The following is a 20954-nucleotide window of genomic DNA, read 5'->3' on the forward strand; positions in this document are numbered from 1 at the left end:
GATCAGGCCGCGCGCCGCGACGCATCGAGCGTCGAGAAATAGACGTCCTCGAGCCCCCCGGAGACAGGGTGGAAGCCTGCCCCGGGCGCGGCATCCGCCAGGACGTGGATAATCGTCCTGCCGGCGAACAGCCGGGTCGAGATGACACGGTGGCGCTGGCGCTGATCCTCCAGCTCGCTGCGCTCGATCGTCTTCTGCCAGATACGGCCGCGGGTCGCCTCGATCAGATCGAGCGGTGCACCTTCGAGCAGGATGCGCCCTTCCGCCAGCACCGCCATTTGCGGGCAGAGATCGGCGACGTCCTCCACGATATGCGTCGAAAGGATGACGACGACGCTGTCGCCGATCTCGCCGAGCAGATTGAGGAAGCGGTTGCGCTCCTCCGGATCGAGGCCGGCGGTGGGTTCGTCGACGATGATCAGCTTCGGTCCGCCGATCAGCGCCTGGGCGATGCCGAAGCGCTGGCGCATGCCGCCGGAGAAACCGGCCAGTGCCTTTTTGCGCACGCCCCAGAGATTGACCTGGTTGAGCAGGCTCTCGACGGTCGCCTTGCGTTCGCCGCGGCCGGATATGCCCTTCAGCACGGCCATGTGATCGAGCATGTCGTATGCAGAGACGCGCGGATAGACACCGAAATCCTGCGGCAGATAGCCGAGCACGCGGCGGAGCTTTTCCGGTTCGGCGATCACGTCGAGCCCGTCGAAGGTGATCGCGCCCGAAGTCGGCGTCTGCAGCGTCGCGACCGTGCGCATCAGCGTCGATTTGCCGGCGCCGTTCGGGCCGAGCAGGCCGAACATGCCGGGCGGGATGGTCAGATCGACGCCGTCGAGCGCCCGCGTACCGTTGCCATAGACATGGGTGAGCTTCTCGATCTTCAGCATTGAGTCCCTCCGGTTGAAGGGAAATTAGCAGGTGTATTGCGCTTGTAAAGCAGCTCGATGGGTATCCGTGTAAATAGGCGCGTGGCGAACGCCGTGACCGGCCAGACCGGGCCGGTTCCACACCCCGACGTCAAAGAAGGGCGCGCAGACGAAACGTGTGTTTTTCCAGATACTCCGATTTCGGTTATAAATATCGCCAAGCTCAACGATCGAGTTGGTCGCACCTTCCCCTCACCCAATTCCGTATGCAAAGCATAGTATCTGCGAGAACAAAGCACTCACGGAATATGGAGACTCGCTCCATCTTTGAGCATTACATGAAATTGTAGTATATCGTCCTGGCGACTCGACGTCGTATCAGCAGGAGAGACAATATGGGACTTCCCAAGGTGCAACGAGAAGCGTTGACGCTTCAGCGACTCCATCATCTGCTCGATCCGGGCCGGGTTTATTATCGACCGGTCGTATTCGATATATTGCAGCGCGCCGATGCGGCCGAACTGAAGGCGCTGATCGTCGGGGCGCAGGAGCTGAAGGCCGAATATGGCGACCTGGACGGTGTCATCAAGGCGGCCGAAGGGGCCCTGCGGAAAGCCAAGTGATCGTCGAGCGGGCGGACCAGGCGCTGCCGGTTCGCTATTCCGGCCTCGACGATATCCTGAAACGCGTGCCGGTGAGCGTGGTCTGGGAGATCACGCTCGCCTGCGACCTGGCGTGTCAGCATTGCGGATCACGCGCCGGGCGGCGACGGCGCGACGAACTGAGCACGGCCGAAGCGCTGGATCTGGTCGACCAGATCGCCGAGCTCGGGGCGCGCAGCGTCGGCCTGATCGGCGGCGAGGCCTATCTGCGCAAGGACTGGCTTCAGATCATCAGCGCGGTCCGCGCCGCCGGCATGGAATGCGACCTGCAGACCGGCGGGCGCAACCTTTCCGATGCGCGGGTCGGCCAGGCGGCGGCGGCCGGGCTGAACGCGGTCGGCATTTCGATCGACGGGATCGGCGCGACGCACGACCGGCTGCGCGGGGTGATCGGATCGTTCGAGATGGCGCTGGAGGCGATGCGCAACGTCCGCGCGCACGGGCTGGAGGTCGGCGTCAACACGCAGATCAACGCCCGCACCCTGACCGAACTGCGCCCGCTGATGGACATCATCATCGATGCCGGGTGCAACAACTGGCAGCTCGCCATCACCACCGCGATGGGCAATGCCGCGGATCACCCCGACATGCTGCTGCAGCCCTGGCAGATGCTGGAGGTAATGCCGCTGCTGGCCGAGTTGGCCGCCGAAGGCCGCGCGCGCGGCCTGTTCCTGCAGCCAGCGAGCAATATCGGCTATTTCGGGCCGCATGAATCCGCGCTGCGCAACGTGATGAACGACGAGATCCATTTCCACGGCTGCAATGCGGGCGACACGGTGCTGGGGATCGAAGCCGACGGCACGATCAAATCCTGCCCGGGCCTGCCGAGCCCTTATGCCGGCGGCAATATCCGCGAGCGGCGGCTGCGCGATATCTGGGAGAATGCCGAGCCGATGGCGTTCAACCGGCGGCGCACGATCGACGACCTGTGGGGCTATTGCCGGACCTGCTATTATGCCGAGACCTGCATGGCCGGCTGCACCTGGACGGCGCATGCGCTGATGGGGCGGGCGGGCAACAACCCGATGTGCCACCACCGCGCGCTCGATTTCGCCGAACGCGGGCTGCGCGAGCGGCTGATCAAGGTGAAGGACGCCACCGGGCGATCGTTCGACCATGGCGAATTCGAGATACTGGTCGAGCCGGCCGATGGCTGAGCCCGGCCGCATCCCCGTGCCGTTGCGGCTGTGCCGCGGGTGCCGGCGGTTCGTGCGGATCGAGAATGAAGCGTGCGATTTCTGCGGGGCCGACCTGGCCGCGCTGGAAGCCGCGCATGAGGCCGGCGCCTCCGAAATCCGCGCGGCGACCGCTGCATTGCGCGCGGCGCTGGCGGCACTGCCTGACCGTTAGAACAGAATCTGGTTGGCTGGGATCGCCTATCCCCGCTCGCCCTGAGCTCGTCGAAGGGCCGTTTTCCTTCCGCAGAAGAGAAGAGCAGGGCTTCGACAAGCTCAGCCCGAACGGCGATAGGAGGATCGCCCCAAGTCGAACGTGTCAGCCTGGCATCGAACGGATACACGGTGGCCCGTCCGGCTTTCGCCGACCGGACCGCCGGCTCAGGCGAAGATTTCGCTCAGCGCCTCGGTAGCCGGGCCGTCCTTCCAGTCGCGCAGCTCGATATAGAGCGAGGTCTGGATGGTCGCGACAACGGCGGTGAGCAGGGTCGAGATCACCGCGCTGCCGATCAGGAACCAGAAGGGGATTCCCTGCTGCATGGCGGCGAGGAGGCCCTGCGTGCCATAGACGGCAATCATAACGGCCCCGCTGATCGCGGAGAAGATCCAGTAGAGCACGACGATGACCACGCCGACCCCGAACACCGACCAGCGCGCGCCCTTTGTCAGGAAGCGGCTGCGGCCGAATGCCCCGATCACGCCGGTCCCCTCCTCGACCAGGGCGGGTGCCGCGACCGCCCACATGACCCAAAGCAGGATGCCCGGCACGATCAGGAACACGAAGCCCAGCATGACGCCGAGCCCGAGCAGGATGCCGAGCAGGAACAGCGGCACCACCGACCGCAGCCCGACCGTGGCCGATTCAGCGAAGCTCGCCTCCCGCCCCTCGCTGTGCGCGGCGGTGGCGCGGACCAGCGCGCCCTGGGTGAGCATCGCGAAGACGATGCTCAGCACGGCCGTGACGATGGCCATCGTCGCGTACAGCGCGGGCGTGATCGCGCCGGTGAGGAAATTCTGCTGCGTAAAGCCGAGCCGTTGCCCGACGAGATTGATGACGACCCCTGGCACCGCGCCGAACAGAAACGAAATGCCGAAGACGGTGACGGGATTGCTGCCCATCGTGCCGAACGCCCGGCTGAAGATCCGGCCGATCGAGACCGTGCGGTCCCCCGCCTCGCTTATGCTCGTGGCCATGATTTTCCCCCGTCTGTCGGTAGTTGCGCGCCATCGCGATCCTACCGCGCGGTAGCCTGACGGCAGCGCCGGACTGTGTAAAGCCCCGATTTATATCCATTTTGGCGGCATTTTCGGTGATTACACCGCGGCCTACAACGAGTAGTCTGGCCGCGACGCGCAGCCGGGGGACTATGTGAGCGGGGGTAATACGCAGCAGGCGGCGACCGCCGCCGAGCGCTTCACTGCCGCCCATGATGCGTTGAAGGCCGATCCGTCGGTGCAGTTCGCGCTCGCCCCTGCCCCACCGCCGCCCCAGCCGCCGGCGTGGCTTAAGGCGCTGTGGGAATGGCTGACCGAAGTGCTGGAGCCGGTCGGCCGGTTCCTCGGCTGGATCAGCACCTTCATGCCCGATGCGCCCTATGCCCGCATCTTCCTGTGGACGGTCATCGCGATCGCCGCCGCGGCACTGCTGTGGATGGCGTATCAGCGCATCCGCTACGGCGAATGGCGCTTGCCGCGCCGCCGGCCCGCGCCAACCCGGGCGGCCGAGCTGCCCGAGGAGGAATGGGCGCCCGACGCAGCGCAGGGCCGGGCGTGGCTGAACGAAGCCGACGCCATGGCCGAGCAGGGCCGCTATGCCGAGGCAGTGCATCACCTGCTGTTCCGATCGATCGAGGATATCGCACGCCGCCGGCCGCGGCTCGTGCGGCCGGCCCTCACCAGCCGCGAACTGGCTGCCGCCGAGGCCATCCCGGCCCCTGCGCGCGACCTGTTCGCCGGTATTGCGCGGCTCGTGGAACGCAGCCTGTTCGGCGGCCGGCCGGTCGCCGCCGACGACTGGACTACGGCCCGCGCGGCCTATGCCGATTTCGCGCTGCCCGGGACGTGGCGCGCATGAGCGACATCGCCATCGGCGCCCGGGGCAGCAGCGGGGACGGCGCGTTCCGGGCGCGGACGATCGTGCTGATCCTGGCGATCGGCATCCTGGGCTTCATCGCGACGCTGGTGCTCGGCGCCTATGCGCCGGATCTGAAATCGGGCCGCAACGGCGGGGCGCATGCCCTGTCGCCCGCCGCGACGGGGTTCAGCGGGATCGTGCGCCTGGCCGACGCGACCGGGCGCGACCCGTGGATCATCCGAGATGCGCGGCTGCTCGATACCGAGGACCTCGTCGTGCTGACGCCCGAAACCGGGGCGACCGACCTGTCCGCCATATTGGCACAGCGGCTCGGCAAGCCGACGCTGGTCGTGCTGCCGAAATGGCAGACGGTCGGGGATCCGGACCGGACCGGCTGGGTGCGGCATCTGGGGCTGAAGCCGGCGGGCCAACCGAACGGCGTGCTCGCCCCGCGCGACGAGCTGCGGGTCGCCCGCCGGCGCAGCGGCGGCGCGCCGCTCGTCACCGCGCCGGACCTGCCGCGGGACATCGCGTTCGTCTCGCCCCGGCCGCTCCAGACCGTCTCGGGCGGCGGGCTGATCCCGCTGATCACTGACCGGCAGGGGCGCGTCGTGCTCGGCCAATTGCCGGATCGCACCTTGTATGTGCTGGCCGATCCCGATCTGCTGTCCAACATCGGCATGGCCGATGCGCGGCAGGCGGCGTCGGCACTCGCGCTGCTCGACTGGCTGAATTCGAACGAGGCCGAATCGATCTATTTCGACGTGACGCTGAACGGCTTCGGCCGATCGCCGAGCCCGCTCAAGCTGGCCTTCGACCCGCCCTTCCTGGCGATGACGCTGGCCGTCGCGGTCGCCGTGCTGCTCGCCGCCTGGCAGGGCGCGGTGCGGTTCGGCGCGCCGCGGCGGCGGCCGCGCGCGATCGCCTTCGGCAAGGCGGCGCTGATCGACAATGCCGCCGCGCTGGTGCGCAAGGCCGGCCGCTATGCGATGCTCGGCGGCCGCTATGCCGACATGACCCGCGAGCGGGCGGCCAGCGTGTTCGGCGTCTCGCCGCAATTGCGGGACGGGGCGCTCGACGCGCATCTCGACGGGCTCGGCCGGCCGGCGCGGTTCAGCGACCTCGCCGAGGCGGCCCGCAACGCGCGCGACCGGCATGCGGTGCTGGCGGCGGCGCAGGCGCTGCACAACTGGTTATGGGAGAAGAACAGGTGACGACAGACGAGGTGCGCGCGCTCGCCGCGGCGATCCGCGGGGAAATCGGCAAGGCCGTGGTCGGCCAGGAGGAAAGCGTCGAGATGATGCTCGTCGCGCTGTTCGCGGGCGGGCACATCCTGCTGGAAGGGCCGCCGGGCACAGCCAAGACGTTGCTGGCGCGCAGTTTCGCGGTGGTCGTCGGGCTGGATTTCGGGCGCATCCAGTTCACCCCCGATCTGATGCCGGGCGACATCATCGGCGCCAATGTGTTCAATTTCCAGACATCGACCTTCACGCTGACGCGCGGGCCGATCTTCACCGACCTGCTGCTGGCGGACGAGATCAACCGCGCGCCGCCCAAGACCCAGGCCGCCTTGCTCGAGGCGATGCAGGAGCGCACCGTGACGATCGACGGGGAGAGCCTGGCGCTGGGCAACCGCTTCATGGTGGTGGCGACGCAGAACCCGATCGAGCAGCAGGGCGTCTATCCCCTGCCCGAAGCGCAGCTCGACCGGTTCCTGTTCAAGCAGACGGTCGATTATCCGTCGGCGGCGCAGGAGCGCCGGATCGTCGCGATGCACGGCGCGCATCTCGCCATGTCGCCGGCCGACTGGGGGGTCGAGCGGCGCGCCGATGCAGCGACGATCGACGCCGCCGTCACCGCCGTCGCCGGGATCAGGCTGGTCGACGAAGTGATCGATTACATCACCGCGCTGATCCGCGCGACGCGGGACGTGGCCGACCTGGAAAGCGGCGCGAGCCCGCGGGCGGGCGCCATGCTGGCCGGCGCGGCACGCGCGCGGGCAGCGATCGACGGGCGCGATTTCGTGATCCCGGACGATGTGAAGGCGCTGGCCCCTGCCCTGCTGCGCCACCGGCTGATCCTGTCGCCCGCAGCCGAGATCGACGGGCGATCGATCGAGCAGGTGCTGACCGGCATCATCGAGGCGATCGAGGCCCCCCGTTGATCTATCCGACGCGCGCGGCGGTGCTGGCGGCGGCGGCGGGTGCGCCCGTCGCGCTGCTGATCGCCGTGTTCCTACCGGGGCGCTGGTATGCCGGGCTGGCCTGGCCGGTGGCGGTGCTGCTGCTGACGGTGATCGACGCGCTTTCCGGCGCGCGCCGGGGCAGTGCGCAACTGGCGCCGATCCCGAGCGCCTGCGTCGGCGCGACGATCGATGCGACGGTGAGCGTCGCCCTGACCGGCGGCCGGCCGCCGCGCGCCGCCGAGATCGCGGTCGCGACCAGCCCGCTGCTCGCGGTCGAGGATGACGGACGGCTGTGGATCGACCTGACCGACGGGCGCGGCGCAGCACTGCTGCCGCTGACCGCGGTACGCCGCGGGCTGGCGCGGATCGACCGGCTGTGGCTGCGCTGGCGCGGTCCGCTCGGGCTGGCCTGGACTCAGCGCGAGATCGCGCTGGAGACGAGCTTCCCGATCCTGCCCGACATCCGCCCCGTGCGCGAGCGCGGCGCGCAGATCTTCCAGCGGCACGCGCTGCAGGGGCTGATCGCGCAGATCGATCGCGGCGACGGCGCCGATTTCGAATCCCTGGTCGAGTTCCGATCGGGCATGGACCGGCGCGCGATCGACTGGAAGCAATCGGCGCGGCACATGAAGCTGCACGCCAAGGAATATCGCACCGAGCGCAACAACCAGATCGTCTTCGCGATCGACGCCGGACGGCAGATGACCGAGCCGGTAGCCGGCCTGCCGCGCGTCGACCGCGCGGTTTCGGCGATGCTGCTGACGGCCTGGGTGGCGCTGAAGCTCGGCGACCGGGTCGCGCTGCACGCGTTCGATTCCCGCCCGCGCATCGCGAGCGGCCTGATCTCCGGCCCGGCCTCGTTCGCCGAGCTGCAGCGGCTGGCGGCGGCGATCGACTATAGCGGCGAGGAGACCAATTACAGCTTCGCGCTTACCACGCTCGCCACGCGCCTGACGCGGCGATCGATGATCGTGCTGTTCACCGAATTCGCCGACCTGACCACCGCCGAATTCCTGGTGCGCGCCGCCGCCAGGATCGTCAAAACGCATCTGCTGCTGATCGTCGTGCTGCGCGACGAGGAAGTGGAGGCAATCGCCGACCGCGAACCACAACATGCCGACGACGTGACCCGCGCCGTGACGGCCGCGGCGTTGCTCAAGGACCGGCGGATCGTGCTCACCCAGTTGCGGCATCTCGGCGTACACCTGATCGAGAGCGAGCATGACCGGGTCAGCGAACGGCTCGTCGAGGGCTATATCGATCTCAAGCGGAGGAACCTGTTGTGACGTCGGGCACGATTCCGCCACCCGGCCGGGCATCGGCATTCGTCGAGGCGCAGCCTATGCTGGTCAATGCCAGCCGGTTCCGCAAAGTCCACGAGGCCGATTGGGCGCGGCTCGAACAGCTGGTGACGCGGTGCGAGAAACGATCGGTGCGGGCGCTGGCCGACGAGGATCTGCTCGCCTTGCCGCTGCTCTATCGTTCGACGCTGTCGACCCTGTCGGTCGCGCGCGAGACCTCGCTCGACCGTTCGCTGATCCGCTATCTCGAACAGCTGTGCGCGCGCGCCTATTTCCAGATCTACGGCGTACCGACGTCGGCGCTGCGCCAGCTCGGCCATTTCTTCGCGCATGGCTGGCCCGACGCAGCGAAGGCGTTGTGGCGCGAGACGCTGGTCGCGCTGCTGCTGACGCTGGCGGGCGGGCTGGTCGGCTATCTGCTGGTGACGAGCGATCCGGCCTGGTTCTATGCGCTGGTGCCCGACGGCATGGCGGGCGGGCGCGACCCGACCGCGTCCGCCGCGACGCTGCGCGCCACGCTCTACAATAGCGACAAGGAGGAAGTGCTGGCGACCTTCGCTGCATTCCTGTTCACGCATAATGCCCAGATCGCGATCTTCTCCTTCGCGCTGGGCTTCGCCTTCGCCGTGCCGACGGCGATGCTGATCGTCTATAACGGGCTGCTGCTCGGCGCGATGATCGCAGTGTTCGCGGCGAAGGGCCTCGGCTTCGAATTCGCCGGCTGGCTAAGCATCCACGGCACCACGGAAATGTTCGCGATCATGCTGGCCGGCGCGGCGGGTTTCCGCATCGGCACCGCCATTGCCTTTCCCGGTCGGCTGGCCCGCGGCGATTCGGCGGTCGCGGCCGGGCGCACCGGCGCGGTCGTGATGGGCGGTGCGGTGATCATGCTCGCAGTGGCCGGGCTGCTGGAAGGCATCGGCCGCCAGACGGTGACGGGGGATGCCACCCGCTATGCGATCGGGCTGGCGATGCTCACCGGCTGGATGGTCTATTTCTACCTGCCGCGACGGCGGGCCTGATGCGCTGGCCGTTCCGCAAAAAGGGATCGCGCTCGCCGCAATCGCTGCGCCGCAATTTCGTGACGCCGGAGGGCGTCGACCTGCAGCTCGAGCTGGGCGGCGCCGGGGTGCGCGCGGCGGCATTCATGCTCGACGGGCTCGCCATCCTGATCGTGCTGATCATCGTGACGATCATCATCGCCCTGTTGTTCACCGCCCTCAAATCGGACGCCGTGAGCATATTGTGGATGATCGGGTTCTTCCTGCTGCGCAACGGCTGGTTCGCGCTGTTCGAGATGGGCGGGCGTGGCGCGACGCCGGGCAAGCGGCTGATGGGGCTGCGCGTGGTGGCGCGCGACGGCGCGCGGCTGACCGGCGGCGCGGTGCTCGCGCGCAACGCGATGCGCGAGATCGAGATATTCCTGCCGCTGTCGTTCCTCGCGATGCAATCGGCCCATGGACAGGCCGATGCGTTTCTCGTCCTGTTCTCGCTGAGCTGGAGCGGGATCTTCCTTTTCTTCCCGCTGTTCAATCGCGACCGGCTGCGCATCGGCGACCTGATCGCCGGAACCTGGGTGGTGCGCACCGTGAGCGGCGCGCTGGGCGACGATCTTGGCGCGACGCTGTCGCGCGAGCGCCGGACCTTTCCGGAGGCAGCGCTCAGCCTGTACGGCGTGTACGAGCTCCAGACGCTCGAAGAAGTGCTGCGCGGCGGCCGCGACGATGCGATCGCGACGGTCGCGGCGACGATCCGGCGCAAGGCCGACCTGCCCGACGATGGCGACGATTACCGTTTCCTGTCCGATTATTACGCCGCGCTCTGCGCCCGGCTCGAACGCGGGCTGATGGTCGGCCAGCGGCGCGCGGACAAGTTCGCGGCGGTGCGGACGCGGTAGCCGTCGTACCGGCAAATTGCCAAGCGCCGCCAAACGCGCAACACTCCCCGGCAAAAGGGAGAGGGCGGTTGGTCTATGTGCTGGGCGGCTGGCAAAGCGACTTTGCGCGGAACTGGAGTCGCGAGGGCAGCGATCTGGCGGATGCATTCGTCGCGACGGTGCGGCAAGGCCTGGATGCCGCGGCGCTCGACGCCGACGAGATCGAGACCGGCCATGTCGGCAATTTCGCCGCCGAGCTGTTCGCCGGACAGGGCCTGATCGGTGGATTCTTCGGACTGGTCGATCCGGCGTGGAACGGGCTGCCGACCGCGCGGCACGAGGCGGCGTGCGCATCGGGCAGCGTCGCGGTGCTGGCGGCGACGGCCGAGATCGAGGCCGGGCGCTACGATCTGGCGTGTGTCGTCGGGATCGAGCAGATGCGCAACGTGCCGGGCCGGATGGCGGCGCAGCATCTGGGCGCGGCGGCATGGACCGGGCACGAATTCGCCGATGCCGAATTCGTCTGGCCGCGCGCTTTCTCCGATCTGGCGGACGAATATGACCGGCGATACGGCCTGCGATACGAGCATCTGATGCGCATCGCCGAAATCAATTTCGGCAATGCGAAGCGCAACCCCAATGCACAGACGCGCGGCCATCACTTCACCCCGGCGCATTTCACCGCGGACGATATCCTCAATCCAGTGATCGAGGGGCGGACGCGGAAAATGGATTGCGGACAAGTGACCGATGGTGCGGCGGTGCTGTTCCTCGCCTCCCCCGCGCGCGCCGCCGCCTATGCCCGCCGGCGCGGCGTGCCGCTGGAGAGCCTCGCGCGGATCAGCGGATGGGGGCATCGTTCGGCCCCCATTTCCTATGCGGCGAAGGTGCAGGCGAGCGCCGACGATCCTTATGTCTTCCCGCAGGTGCGCCGGGCGATCCTCGATGCGCGGGCGCGGGCCGGCACCGACATCGCGGCGATCGACGCGGTCGAGACACATGACTGCTTCACCGCGACCGAATATATGGCGATCGACCATCTCGGCCTGACCGATCCGGGCAAATCCTGGCAGGCGATCGAGGACGGGTCGATCGAGCTTGGCGGACGCCTGCCGGTCAATCCTTCGGGCGGCCTGATCGGGCTGGGCCATCCGGTCGGGGCGACCGGCGTGCGGATGCTGCTCGATGCGTCGAAGCAGGTGACCGGCGCGGCGGGCGCCTGTCAGGTCGAGGGGGCGCGGCGCGTACAGACGCTCAACATCGGCGGATCGACCACCACCACGGTGAGCTTCATCGTCGAGCGCGCGGCATGACCGCGCTCACCTTGCTCGCGACCAATGCGGGATTGCTGATCGCCCTGTTCCTGCTGCTGTGGCTGATCTGCCTGAAGACGCGCGACGTGACGCCGATCGACAGCGTCTGGGCGCTGGGCATGGTCTTCCTGGCGGCGGCGAGCTTCCTCCACAGCGGGGGCGATCCGACGCGCAAGGCCTTGCTGCTTGGGCTGTGCGCGGCATGGGGCCTGCGGCTTGGGCTGTATCTGCTGTGGCGCTGGCGCACCCATGGGCCGGATCGGCGCTACGGCAAGATGTTCGCGACGGTGGAGGAAGCGAAAGGCTGGGGTTTCGGCAGGGCTTCGCTGCTGCTGGTCTTCGCCACCCAGGCGCCGTTGCTGTTCATCGTGTGCCTGCCGGTGCAGCTCGGCATGATCGACGCCGCGCCGCCGGCCGGGGCCGCGGCCATCGCCGGCGCGGCGATCGCGGTGGCCGGCATCCTGTTCGAGAGCATCGGCGACTGGCAGCTGGTGCAGTTCCGCCGCGATCCGGCCAATGCCGGCGCGGTGCTTGCGACGGGGCTGTGGCGCTATACCCGGCACCCCAATTATTTCGGCGATTCGCTCACCTGGTGGGGGCTCTACCTGATCGCGGCCGAGAGCTGGTCGGGGATGTGGGCGCTGCCGGGGCCAGTGCTGCTGACCTGGACGCTGATGCGATGGTCGGGCGTGCCGACGATCGAGGGCCGGTTGACGCGCAAGCGGGCTGGCTATCGCGATTATGTGCGGCGGACGTCGGGGTTCGTACCGTGGTGGCCGAAGGCGTGATTTCTCCCTCTCCCCTTGTGGGAGAGGGAAGGAGGAGCGCAGCGACGGGAGGGTGAGGGGGAGTGAGGTTCGGAACCGCGACGGCGCGTGTCCCCCTCACCCTTCCCATCGCAAGAGCGATGGGCCCCTTCCCTCTCCCCTTGTGGAGAGGGAGTTCAAGTCTGCAACATCGCTCGTTCCGCCCAGTGCGCATGGGTGCCGCTGCAGATCTTGTGGGGGAGCGCGATGCGGCAGACGGGGCCGGCCTCGAACCTTTTGCAATCGATCAGCACGCATTCCGACGTGCCACGATTTTCGTCGGTGATGAAGCTGACGAGATAGCCGTCATCCTCCTCCACCGCGTTCGTGCGCGGGGCGAAGGGGGCTTCGCTGGCGTAGCGGCCCTCCTCCAGCATCAATTGCCAGGACTCGCCGGTATCCAGATCGTGCTTCACGAAACCGTTGAACAGGAACCAGCCGGGCTTCGACGTGGTCGAATAGATGTAGCGGTGCTTCCGGCCCGCGACGCGCTGGTTGATCATGCCGAATTCGAGGATGCGGTCGTCGAGCCGCTCCTCCCGCGTCGAGCCGTCGGCCAGGTTGAAGCGCCAGCGGTGCAGCTTCGGGCGGAAGCTGTGCTCGTCGACATAGGCCATGAGGTGGCCGTAGCCATCGGCATTGTCGAGCGGCGCGGGCGTCGGGTTCTCCTGGAAATAGCCGTCCATCACCACCTCGTCGCCTTCCTCATAGGCGTTGAGGAAATGCAGGACATAAGTGGGCTCGGCCTCGAACCAGCGGATCTGCTCCGGGCTGCCGTGCCGCGGGATCAGCGCGAAGCGGGCGGGCACGCCTTCATGCAGGCGTGCGGCGTGGATGTCGCGCCTGAGCAGATCGGCATCCCAGAACACCGGCAGATCGTTCACGATCGACCAGTGTTCGCTGAAGGTCATGTCGTGCGGCAGCCGCGGCCCCGGCAGCGGCACCGGGATATAATGCGTCAGCCGCCCGTCCCGATCGACCACGCCGTAATGCATGAAGGGCGGGTACTTCGAATAGTTGAAGAACATCAGCTCCCCGGTGGAATCGTCCACCTTGGGGTGCGCCGAAATGCCGTCGAGCGGCACCCAGGGCGCCATGCCGTGCTGATCGAGCGTCTCCGGATCGAGCACATAGCCTTCGCCACATTGATAGAAGGTAGAGATCGCCTTGCCGGCATGGACGATGATGTCGGTGCTGCTGCTGTCCTTGAGCGATCCGTGCGCGCCGAAGCCCGGCCGCTTCGAAGTACCGGGGCGATCGGCCAGCCCGCCCCATAGCGAGCCGCCTTCCTCCTGTTCGGCCTGGAAGCAGCGCGTGCGGACGAAGCGGTTGCGATAGCTCGCGGTGCCGTTGCGGAAATCGATCTGGTGAATCATCCCGTCGCCATCGAACGGGTGATAGCGGCCGAGCGGCTGGTGCACCTGGTTCTCGGTATTACGGAGATAAACGCCGTCGATGTCGTGGGGAATGGCGCCCTCGATCACCTCGAGGCCGATCGCGGTCACTTCCTCGTGCAGCGGCGTCCAGGCCCCGTTGAGATAGGGGTGGTTGCTCGGGCGCAGCGAGGATGGAACGGGCGTGCGGTCGACGATCTGCATGGCGGTCCTCCCCGATTTTTTGGCCATCCTACGCCGCGCTTCGCCGATCGGCCAGCGGGATGGCGGAGCCGGTGGCGAGCCTTTAGGCTGGCCGCATGTTTCAACGATTCGCCTCGCTCATCCTGTTGTGGTCCTGCATCGGGACCGCCGCCGCCCAGACCGCGCCCGCCCCCGCGCCGGTTCCGCCCGCCACGGTGCGCGTCGCGCTGACGACGAGCGAGGGCCCGATCCTGATCGAGCTGGAAAAGGTGCGGGCACCGGCGACCACGGCGAACTTCCTGCGTTATGTCGATACCAAACGGCTCGACGGCACGACCTTCTACCGCGCCATGAAGCTGGCGCCGGAGTTCGGACTGATCCAGGGCGGATTGCGCAACGATCCGAAGAAGCTGTTCCCGCCAGTCGCCCATGAACCGACCACCAGCACCGGCCTGAGCAATACGGACGGCGTGATCTCCATGGCGCGGGACAAGCCGGGCAGCGCGACCGCGGATTTCTTCATTTCGATCGGCGATCTCTCCTCGCTCGACGCCAAGCCCGACCAGCCGGGCGACAATCTCGGCTTCGCGGCCTTTGGCCGTGTCGTCGAAGGGATGGACGTGGTCCGCCGGATCGCCGCCGCGCCGACCTCGCCGACCGAAGGCGAGGGCGCGATGAAGGGACAGATGCTGGCGCCGGCGATCCGCATCCTCACCGCGCGCCGGGTGCCGTAATCCCCCGGAACACTTCGTCGCACGCATCGCCCCACTCATCGCCGGTTCAGCTATGCCGTGCTAAGAGCGGGCAACACTCAACCACGAGGGTCCACCAATGCGTGTCCTTACCTCACTCATTCTCGGCGCCGCGCTGATCGGCACCGCCGCCGCCGCACCCGCCGCCGAACGCGACAACAGCAAGGGCGAAGCCAAGCTCGCCAAGGCGATCGCCGGCCGCGTCGCCGGCAAGCCGGTGAATTGCATCAACCTGCGCAACATCACCTCCTCCCAGATCATCGACCGCACCGCGATCGTCTACCAGGTCGGGCGGACGCTGTACGTCAACCGGCCGCGCATCGGGGAATCGTCGCTCGACGACGACGATATCCTGGTGACGAAGACCTATAGCAGCCAGCTTTGCAGCCTCGACACGATCAGGCTGCTCGACCGCAGTTCGCGTTTCGAGACCGGCTTTGTCGGCCTGGGCGAATTCGTGCCCTATGTGAAGCCGAAGAGCTGATCCGGCGGGACTTGTGCCGCCGCCCGGGATCGACCACGGTCCCGGGCGAGGCCGAACGGTGATGGCGCGAAGCTGACCGAGGCGGCGGGGAATGTGAAATTCCCCCGATCCCCCTACGATCCAGCGTTGTTTACCGGAGCCTGCCATGTCGAGAATCCCCGTTCGCCCGTTCCTCGTCTCCAAGGATGACGAAGGCGTTTTCCGTGTAACGGTGCGCACGACCCGCTATAATTCGCAGGGCTATCCGCTGGTTTCCGAAGAGAAGCTGGAGGACGGATTCCGCACCCAGACGGCGGCCAAGGCCTATGTCCGGGAGCAGTACCGCGCCGAGGCCGGGGATATCGCCACCAAATAGGCCGCCACTGACAGACGGGAGCTTGTTGCCGTGACCGATTCGATCGACGACCACATCATCGACACGCCCGACGGGCCGATGACCTGGGCGGCGTGGAAGAAGAAGCACCCGGTACAGATCCCGTCGCGGCGGACCAAGGGCAAGGACCTGCCGGTCAAGGTGAAGCGCTTTACCGAAAAGCCCTGAGGCTCAGCGGTCGAGCATCGCCAGGCCGGCCTTGCCGTACCGCTCGCCCGCTACCACGCCCGGTCGGAGCGCTGCGTCGAGCCCGGCCAGATCGGCGGCGTCGAGCCGCAGTTCTGCCGCCGCGACATTCTCCTCCAGATAGGAACGGCGCTTGGTGCCCGGGATGGGGACCACGTCGTCGCCCTGGTGCAGCAGCCAGGCCAGCGCGATCTGGCCGGGCTTTGCGCCCTTCGTCACGGCCAGCGAGCGCACCGCATCGGCGGCGCGCATGTTGGCGGTGAAATTCTCACCCTGGAAGCGCGGATCGAGACGCCGGTAATCGCCCTGCGGATATTCCTCCGCTGGCAGCGCCGTGCCGGTGAGGAAACCGCGACCGAGCGGGCTGAACGGCACCAGCCCGATGCCGAGTTCCCGCAGCACCGGCAGGATCTCCGCCTCCAGCCCACGCTCCCACAGCGAATATTCGCTCTGCAGCGCGCTGACGGGCTGCACTGCGTGCGCGCGGCGGATATTGGCCGCGCCCGCCTCGGACAGGCCGAAATAGCGCACCTTGCCCTCGCGGATCAGATCGCCGACCGCGCCCGCCACATCCTCGATCGGCACGGCCGGATCGATGCGGTGCTGGTAGAACAGATCGATATGATCGGTGCCGAGCCGCGCGAGCGAGGCTTCGGCGACGGCGCGGATATGCTCCGGCCGGCTGTCGACGCCGCCGGTCTGCTTGCCGCCCTGGATATCGAAGCCGAACTTGGTCGCGATGACGACCTGGTCGCGCTTGCCCGCAAGCGCTCGGCCGAGCAGTTCCTCGTTGACGAAGGGGCCATAGACTTCGGCCGTGTCGAACAAGGTCACGCCCAGATCGATCGCGCGGTGGATCGTCGCGATGGATTCGACATCGTCGAGGCTGCCATAATATTGGCTCATCCCCATGCAGCCGAGGCCCAGTTCGGAAACCTCAAGCCCCTGCGTACCGAGGGTGCGTCGCTTCAGCATTCGGATGTCTCCGGTGGTGGTGGTGCGGATATGGGTGAGCGGCGTCGCGATAGGAACGGTCGGCGACAAATCTCCCGCACCCCTTGAATCCTATATCATATTAGGGAACAACGCCGCGCAACAAGAATGCGCGCGCAACGGGAGAGTATGATGTCGATATTGGTGAAGATGGCCGCTGCGCTGTCGCTGCTGGCCGCGGTGCCGGCTTATGCCGCGGACCGCTCGCCGGAGCAGGTCGTCAAGGATCATGTCGCGTCGATGAAGAGCGCCGATGTCGACAAGGTGATGAGCGACTATGCCGACGATACCGTCGTGATCACGCCGCCGGGCCTGGTACCCGGCCAGACGCCGGCCAATGCGCCGGGCGTCTATTCGGGCAAGACGAATGCCCGCAAGGTGTTCGTCGTGCTGACCGGCAAGGACAGCATCGAAGGCATCCGCGCGATGGAGACGATCGTCGAGCCGCTGGGCGGCGACGTGGCGCTGCTGCGCTGGATGCAGTTCCGCGGCACGCCGAAGCAGGTTTCAGGCATCGACGTCTTTGTCGTGCGCGGCGACCGCATCGTCGTGCAGGATATCGTGCTCGACCCTGCCAAGCCCTGACGGCGACGCTTGACAGAGCGGCCGCGAGGCTGCTTTCTGGGGCAATGGGGACCGCGATCTCCCCATGAGGCGACAGGCTGAAGTATCGCGTCCCTTGACCTGAGGACGCATCATGCCCGCGATCAACGCCATTGCCATCGACAAGCTCGCCCGACTGATCGGCACGCCCGGCTGCCCGGCGATCATCGATATCCGCACCGACAGCGAATTCGCCGCTGATCCCCGGACGATCCCCGGCGCGGTGCGCCGCGCCTTCGCCGCCACGGCTGACTGGGCTCCTGCCCTGGCCGGGGCCAGCGCGGTGATCGTCGGCGACGGCGACACCGCAGCGCACGGTGTCGCCGCCTGGTTGCGGCAGCAGGGCGCCGAGGCCGATGTGTTGGAGAACGGCGTGGCCGGCTGGGCGGCCGCTGGCCACGCCATGGTCGACGCGGCCGCGGTGCCGCCGCGCGACGCCGCCGGCCGCACGCTCTGGGTCACCCGCGCCCGGCCCAAAATCGACCGTCTCGCCTGCCCTTGGCTGATCCGGCGTTTCGTCGATCCAGCCGCCCTGTTCCTGTTCGTGCCGGCGCCCGAAGTCGCCGGCGTCGCCGAGCGGATGGCCGCGACGCCGTTCGACGTGGAGGGTGACGGCGTGCGCTGGACGCATCGCGGCGACCTCTGCACCTTCGACGCGATGGTCGAGGGGTTCGGCCTGGGCCGGATCGAGCCGCTCGCCCGGCTCGCCACGATCGTGCGTGGGGCCGATACCGCACGGCTCGATATCGCGCCCGAAGCGGCCGGCCTGCTGGCGATCTCGCTGGGGCTGTCGCGCATGCATTCGGACGATCTGGCGCAGCTCGGCGCGGGGATGCCGGTGTATGACGCGCTGTATCGCTGGAGCCGCGACGCGACGGGCGAGACGCATGACTGGACGTCGCACACGCCGCCGCGGAAGCGCGGCAAGTGACCACCGTCACCGCGTCGGCACCGCCGGTGCCGGCGCCGGTATCGATCGGCGAGGCCTTTTGGGTGTGGCTGCGCATCGCTGCCCTGTCGTTCGGCGGGCCGGCCGGCCAGATCGCGATGATGCACCGCGTGCTGGTCGAGGAGAAACGCTGGATCGGCGAGCATCGGTTCCTGCACGCGCTCAATTACTGCATGCTGCTGCCCGGCCCCGAGGCACAGCAGCTCGCCACCTATATCGGCTGGCTGATGCACCGGACCAGAGGCGGGATCATCGCCGGGGGCCTGTTCATCCTGCCCGGCCTCGTCTCGATCATGGTGCTGAGCTGGATCTACGCGCTGTACGGCCAGCTCGGCATCGTCTCGGCACTGTTCTTCGGGCTGAAGGCGGCGGTGCTGGCGATCGTGCTGCAGGCAGTGATGCGCATCAGTGCGCGGGCGCTGAAGAACCGGGTCATGCTCGGCATCGCGGCGGCCGCCTTCCTGCTGATCTTCTTCGTCGGCATCCCCTTTCCGATCATCGTGCTCGCGGCCGGGCTGGCGGGCTATGCCGGCGGACGCGCGGGGCTGGCGGCATTCCGGGTCGGCGGCGGGCACGGCATGACGAAGGGCGCGATCGTCGAGGACCGCGACACGCTCCTCGGCGAGGAACTGCCCGATCACGCCCGGATGGGACGCGGCGAGGCGGGGCGGATCGCACTGGTGTGGCTGGCGCTATGGCTGGTGCCGGTCGCGGTGCTGCTCGCGTGGCTCGGCCCGGATGACGTGTTCAGCCGGATCGCGACCTTCTTTTCGACCATGGCGATGGTGACGTTCGGCGGTGCCTATGCGGTGCTTGCCTATGTCGCGCAGGAGGCAGTGCAATCCCATCACTGGCTGCGCCCGGGCGAGATGCTCGACGGGCTGGGCATGGCCGAGACGACGCCGGGGCCGCTGATCATGGTGCTGCAGTTCGTCGGCTTCATGGGCGCCTATCGTGACCCCGGCATGCTGCCGCCGCTGCTCGCCGGGACGCTGGGCGGGCTGCTCGCGACCTGGGTGACGTTCATCCCCTGCTTCCTGTGGATCTTCCTCGGCGCGCCGTTCATCGAGCGGCTGCGCGGCAACCCGGCGGTGGCCGGTGCGCTCTCGGCGATCACGGCGGCGGTGGTCGGGGTGATCCTCAACCTCGCCATCTGGTTCGGCATCCACACGATCTTCCGCGCGGTGCAGCCGTTCAGCGCCGGGCCGTTGCGGTTCGACCTGCCGGTGGCGGCGAGCCTCGATCCCTGGGCGCTGCTGCTCTCGATCGCGGCGATCGTCGCGGTGCTGCGTTTCCGCGCGGGCACGATCCCGACGCTGGCGGCGACCGCGGCAGCGGGCATCGCGCTGTATCTCGCCGGGGTGACCGCGTGAGGCTTGTCGCGGCGTGCCTGCTGCTGTTGCTGCCGGTCCAGGCGCCTGGCCAGACGACTCCTGCCCCGCCGAAATCGGGGCTCGATCTGAGCGGCAGCATAAGGCTGCGCTACGAGACGATCGACGGCCAGGCGCGGACCGGCTTCAACACCAGCGACGATTTGTTCAGCGTGCGCACGATCCTGTCGGCGCAATATCGGACCGGACCGGTCAGGATCGCGGCCGAGCTCTATGACAGCCGGGCCTATCTCGAGGATGACGGGACGCCGGTGACGACCGGCGAAGTGAATGCGGCCGAGCTGGTGCAGGCCTATGTCGCGGTCGAGGCGATCGACACCGGCGCCGGCACCACGCTGGCGCTGCAGGGCGGGCGGTTCCTGCTCAATATCGGATCGCGCCGGCTGGTCGCGGCCGACGATTACCGCAACACCACCAACAGTTACACAGGCGTGCGGGCCGATATCGCCGCCCGGGGCGGCGTGCGGGGGACCTTCATCTACGTGCTACCGCAGCTGCGCCTGCCGGACGACACGGCGGCGCTGCGCGACAAGGCGGTGCACATCGACCGCGAGAGCTTCGACCAGGTGCTGTGGGGCGGCACCATTTCGCGCGCGCGCACGATCGGCCCGGCGCTGGCTGAGCTGTCCTTCTATCACCTCGGCGAGCGCGACGCGCCCGGGCGGCCGAGCCGCGACCGCTCGCTCAACACGGTCGGCGGGCGGATCGTCCGTGATCCGGCGGCGGGCGCGATCGATTACGAGGCCGAGGCGATCTATCAGCTCGGTCATGTCCGGGCCGGCCTCGCGGCGACGGCCGAGCTGCTCGATGTGAGCGCGTCCTTCGTCCATGCCGAGATCGGCTACACCTTTTCCGGCGGCTGGAAACCGCATGTCGCGATCGAGTTCGACCGGGCCAGCGGCGACGGGCCGGGCGGATCCTATGGGCGGTTCGACACGCTGTTCGGCATGCGCCGCGCCGATCTGGCCCCGTCCGGCCTGTACAATGCGATCGGGCGCGCCAACATCGTGACGCCCGCGCTGCGCGTCGAGGCGGTGCCGAACAAGGCAGTCGACTGGATGATGAGCTATCGCCCGATGTGGCTGGCCGACCGTACCGATGCCTTTTCGACGACCGGGGTGCGCGACGCCACCGGCCGATCGGGCAATTTCGCGGGCCACCAGATCGACGCGCGGCTGCGCTACTGGCTGGTGCGGGACCGGCTGCGCTATGAAATCGACGGCGTCTGGCTGGCCAAGGGGCGTTTCCTGCGCGACGCGCCCAACGCCCCGCCGCCCCGCGGCACGACCTATGTTTCAGTCAACCTGACCGCGAGCTTCTGATCGTTTCACCTGATCCAGATTAGGCCGGCCGGCCGCAACGTGCTACACCCGGCGGATCATCGAACCGCCGCG

General features: G+C 67.9%; 23 protein-coding genes. 19 read left to right on the forward strand and 4 right to left on the reverse strand.

What is annotated here, in order from left to right:
* Positions 1 to 2: 2 nt before the first annotated feature.
* Entirely contained in the window at positions 3 to 881 is an 879-nt protein-coding gene (locus U1769_RS01845) for an ABC transporter ATP-binding protein (RefSeq protein WP_332711197.1), read from the reverse strand.
* A 374-nt stretch (positions 882 to 1255) separates the two neighbouring features.
* Here U1769_RS01845 and U1769_RS01850 point away from each other — a divergent pair, with 374 nt between their 5' ends.
* Genes U1769_RS01850 through U1769_RS01860 form a run of 3 tightly spaced genes read left to right on the forward strand, consistent with a single transcriptional unit; the run spans position 1256 to position 2872 of the window.
* Positions 1256 to 1483: a hypothetical protein gene (locus tag U1769_RS01850; RefSeq protein WP_332711199.1), complete on the forward strand. Its 228-nt coding sequence runs from the start codon at positions 1256 to 1258 to the stop codon at positions 1481 to 1483.
* Positions 1480 to 2679: a radical SAM/SPASM domain-containing protein gene (locus tag U1769_RS01855; RefSeq protein ID WP_332711201.1), complete on the forward strand. Its 1200-nt coding sequence runs from the start codon at positions 1480 to 1482 to the stop codon at positions 2677 to 2679. The genes U1769_RS01850 and U1769_RS01855 overlap by 4 nt, the downstream gene beginning before the upstream one ends.
* Positions 2672 to 2872 carry a hypothetical protein gene (locus U1769_RS01860; RefSeq protein ID WP_332711203.1) on the forward strand — a complete coding sequence of 67 codons (201 nt, stop codon included), beginning with the start codon at positions 2672 to 2674 and terminating at the stop codon, positions 2870 to 2872. Before U1769_RS01855 ends, U1769_RS01860 begins: the two co-directional genes overlap by 8 nt.
* A gap of 206 nt (positions 2873 to 3078) precedes the next feature.
* Here the strand turns inward: U1769_RS01860 and U1769_RS01865 are convergent, their stop codons facing one another.
* On the reverse strand, positions 3079 to 3891 hold the full coding sequence (locus tag U1769_RS01865; RefSeq protein WP_332711205.1) for a DUF7847 domain-containing protein: 813 nt from the start codon (positions 3889 to 3891) through the stop codon (positions 3079 to 3081).
* A 175-nt stretch (positions 3892 to 4066) separates the two neighbouring features.
* On the opposite strand from U1769_RS01865, the gene U1769_RS01870 reads away from it, so the two are divergent.
* From U1769_RS01870 to U1769_RS01905, 8 genes are all read left to right on the forward strand, one after another.
* On the forward strand, positions 4067 to 4771 hold the full coding sequence (locus tag U1769_RS01870; RefSeq protein WP_332711207.1) for a DUF4129 domain-containing protein: 705 nt from the start codon (positions 4067 to 4069) through the stop codon (positions 4769 to 4771).
* On the forward strand, positions 4768 to 5985 hold the full coding sequence (locus tag U1769_RS01875) for a DUF4350 domain-containing protein (protein ID WP_332711208.1): 1218 nt from the start codon (positions 4768 to 4770) through the stop codon (positions 5983 to 5985). Before U1769_RS01870 ends, U1769_RS01875 begins: the two co-directional genes overlap by 4 nt.
* Positions 5967 to 6935, forward strand: coding sequence for an AAA family ATPase (locus U1769_RS01880; protein WP_443030164.1), 969 nt, complete (start codon positions 5967 to 5969; stop codon positions 6933 to 6935). Before U1769_RS01875 ends, U1769_RS01880 begins: the two co-directional genes overlap by 19 nt.
* Positions 6932 to 8242 (forward strand): DUF58 domain-containing protein, encoded by a 1311-nt coding sequence (locus U1769_RS01885; RefSeq protein ID WP_332711212.1) that lies wholly within the window; start codon positions 6932 to 6934, stop codon positions 8240 to 8242. Before U1769_RS01880 ends, U1769_RS01885 begins: the two co-directional genes overlap by 4 nt.
* 56 nt (positions 8243 to 8298) lie before the next feature.
* Positions 8299 to 9279 carry a stage II sporulation protein M gene (locus U1769_RS01890; protein ID WP_332713585.1) on the forward strand — a complete coding sequence of 327 codons (981 nt, stop codon included), beginning with the start codon at positions 8299 to 8301 and terminating at the stop codon, positions 9277 to 9279.
* A complete protein-coding gene (locus U1769_RS01895) occupies positions 9279 to 10154 on the forward strand; it encodes an RDD family protein (RefSeq protein ID WP_332711213.1) in 876 nt (291 codons plus the stop codon). The genes U1769_RS01890 and U1769_RS01895 overlap by 1 nt, the downstream gene beginning before the upstream one ends.
* Before the next feature lie 77 nt (positions 10155 to 10231).
* Positions 10232 to 11446 carry an acetyl-CoA acetyltransferase gene (locus tag U1769_RS01900; protein WP_332713588.1) on the forward strand — a complete coding sequence of 405 codons (1215 nt, stop codon included), beginning with the start codon at positions 10232 to 10234 and terminating at the stop codon, positions 11444 to 11446.
* A complete protein-coding gene (locus tag U1769_RS01905) occupies positions 11443 to 12234 on the forward strand; it encodes a DUF1295 domain-containing protein (protein ID WP_332711215.1) in 792 nt (263 codons plus the stop codon). Before U1769_RS01900 ends, U1769_RS01905 begins: the two co-directional genes overlap by 4 nt.
* 155 nt (positions 12235 to 12389) lie before the next feature.
* On the opposite strand, the gene U1769_RS01910 is transcribed toward U1769_RS01905, so the two are convergent.
* On the reverse strand, positions 12390 to 13850 hold the full coding sequence (locus U1769_RS01910; protein WP_332711216.1) for a carotenoid oxygenase family protein: 1461 nt from the start codon (positions 13848 to 13850) through the stop codon (positions 12390 to 12392).
* A 95-nt stretch (positions 13851 to 13945) separates the two neighbouring features.
* On the opposite strand from U1769_RS01910, the gene U1769_RS01915 reads away from it, so the two are divergent.
* The 4 genes from U1769_RS01915 to U1769_RS01930 all read left to right on the forward strand — a co-directional run bounded on the left by U1769_RS01915 (position 13946) and on the right by U1769_RS01930 (position 15606).
* Positions 13946 to 14563: a peptidylprolyl isomerase gene (locus U1769_RS01915; RefSeq protein ID WP_332711218.1), complete on the forward strand. Its 618-nt coding sequence runs from the start codon at positions 13946 to 13948 to the stop codon at positions 14561 to 14563.
* 97 nt (positions 14564 to 14660) lie between these two features.
* Positions 14661 to 15065, forward strand: coding sequence for a hypothetical protein (locus U1769_RS01920; RefSeq protein ID WP_332711220.1), 405 nt, complete (start codon positions 14661 to 14663; stop codon positions 15063 to 15065).
* A 145-nt stretch (positions 15066 to 15210) separates the two neighbouring features.
* A complete protein-coding gene (locus U1769_RS01925; protein ID WP_332711222.1) occupies positions 15211 to 15420 on the forward strand; it encodes a hypothetical protein in 210 nt (69 codons plus the stop codon).
* Positions 15421 to 15450: 30 nt separating this feature from the next.
* Positions 15451 to 15606 carry a hypothetical protein gene (locus tag U1769_RS01930; RefSeq protein ID WP_332711223.1) on the forward strand — a complete coding sequence of 52 codons (156 nt, stop codon included), beginning with the start codon at positions 15451 to 15453 and terminating at the stop codon, positions 15604 to 15606.
* A gap of 3 nt (positions 15607 to 15609) precedes the next feature.
* Here U1769_RS01930 and U1769_RS01935 read toward each other — a convergent pair whose 3' ends face one another.
* On the reverse strand, positions 15610 to 16596 hold the full coding sequence (locus U1769_RS01935) for an aldo/keto reductase (protein WP_332713591.1): 987 nt from the start codon (positions 16594 to 16596) through the stop codon (positions 15610 to 15612).
* A gap of 153 nt (positions 16597 to 16749) precedes the next feature.
* On the opposite strand from U1769_RS01935, the gene U1769_RS01940 reads away from it, so the two are divergent.
* The 4 genes from U1769_RS01940 (at position 16750) to U1769_RS01955 (ending at position 20882) form a co-directional block, all read left to right on the forward strand.
* On the forward strand, positions 16750 to 17202 hold the full coding sequence (locus U1769_RS01940) for a nuclear transport factor 2 family protein (RefSeq protein WP_332711225.1): 453 nt from the start codon (positions 16750 to 16752) through the stop codon (positions 17200 to 17202).
* 112 nt (positions 17203 to 17314) lie between these two features.
* Positions 17315 to 18151: a chromate resistance protein ChrB domain-containing protein gene (locus tag U1769_RS01945; RefSeq protein WP_332711226.1), complete on the forward strand. Its 837-nt coding sequence runs from the start codon at positions 17315 to 17317 to the stop codon at positions 18149 to 18151.
* A complete protein-coding gene (gene chrA / locus U1769_RS01950; protein ID WP_332711228.1) occupies positions 18148 to 19542 on the forward strand; it encodes a chromate efflux transporter in 1395 nt (464 codons plus the stop codon). The genes U1769_RS01945 and chrA overlap by 4 nt, the downstream gene beginning before the upstream one ends.
* A complete protein-coding gene (locus tag U1769_RS01955; protein ID WP_332711230.1) occupies positions 19539 to 20882 on the forward strand; it encodes an alginate export family protein in 1344 nt (447 codons plus the stop codon). The genes chrA and U1769_RS01955 overlap by 4 nt, the downstream gene beginning before the upstream one ends.
* Positions 20883 to 20954 lie beyond the last annotated feature (72 nt).

This window comes from Parasphingomonas zepuensis, assembly GCF_036663735.1.
Classification (GTDB): domain Bacteria; phylum Pseudomonadota; class Alphaproteobacteria; order Sphingomonadales; family Sphingomonadaceae; genus Sphingomonas.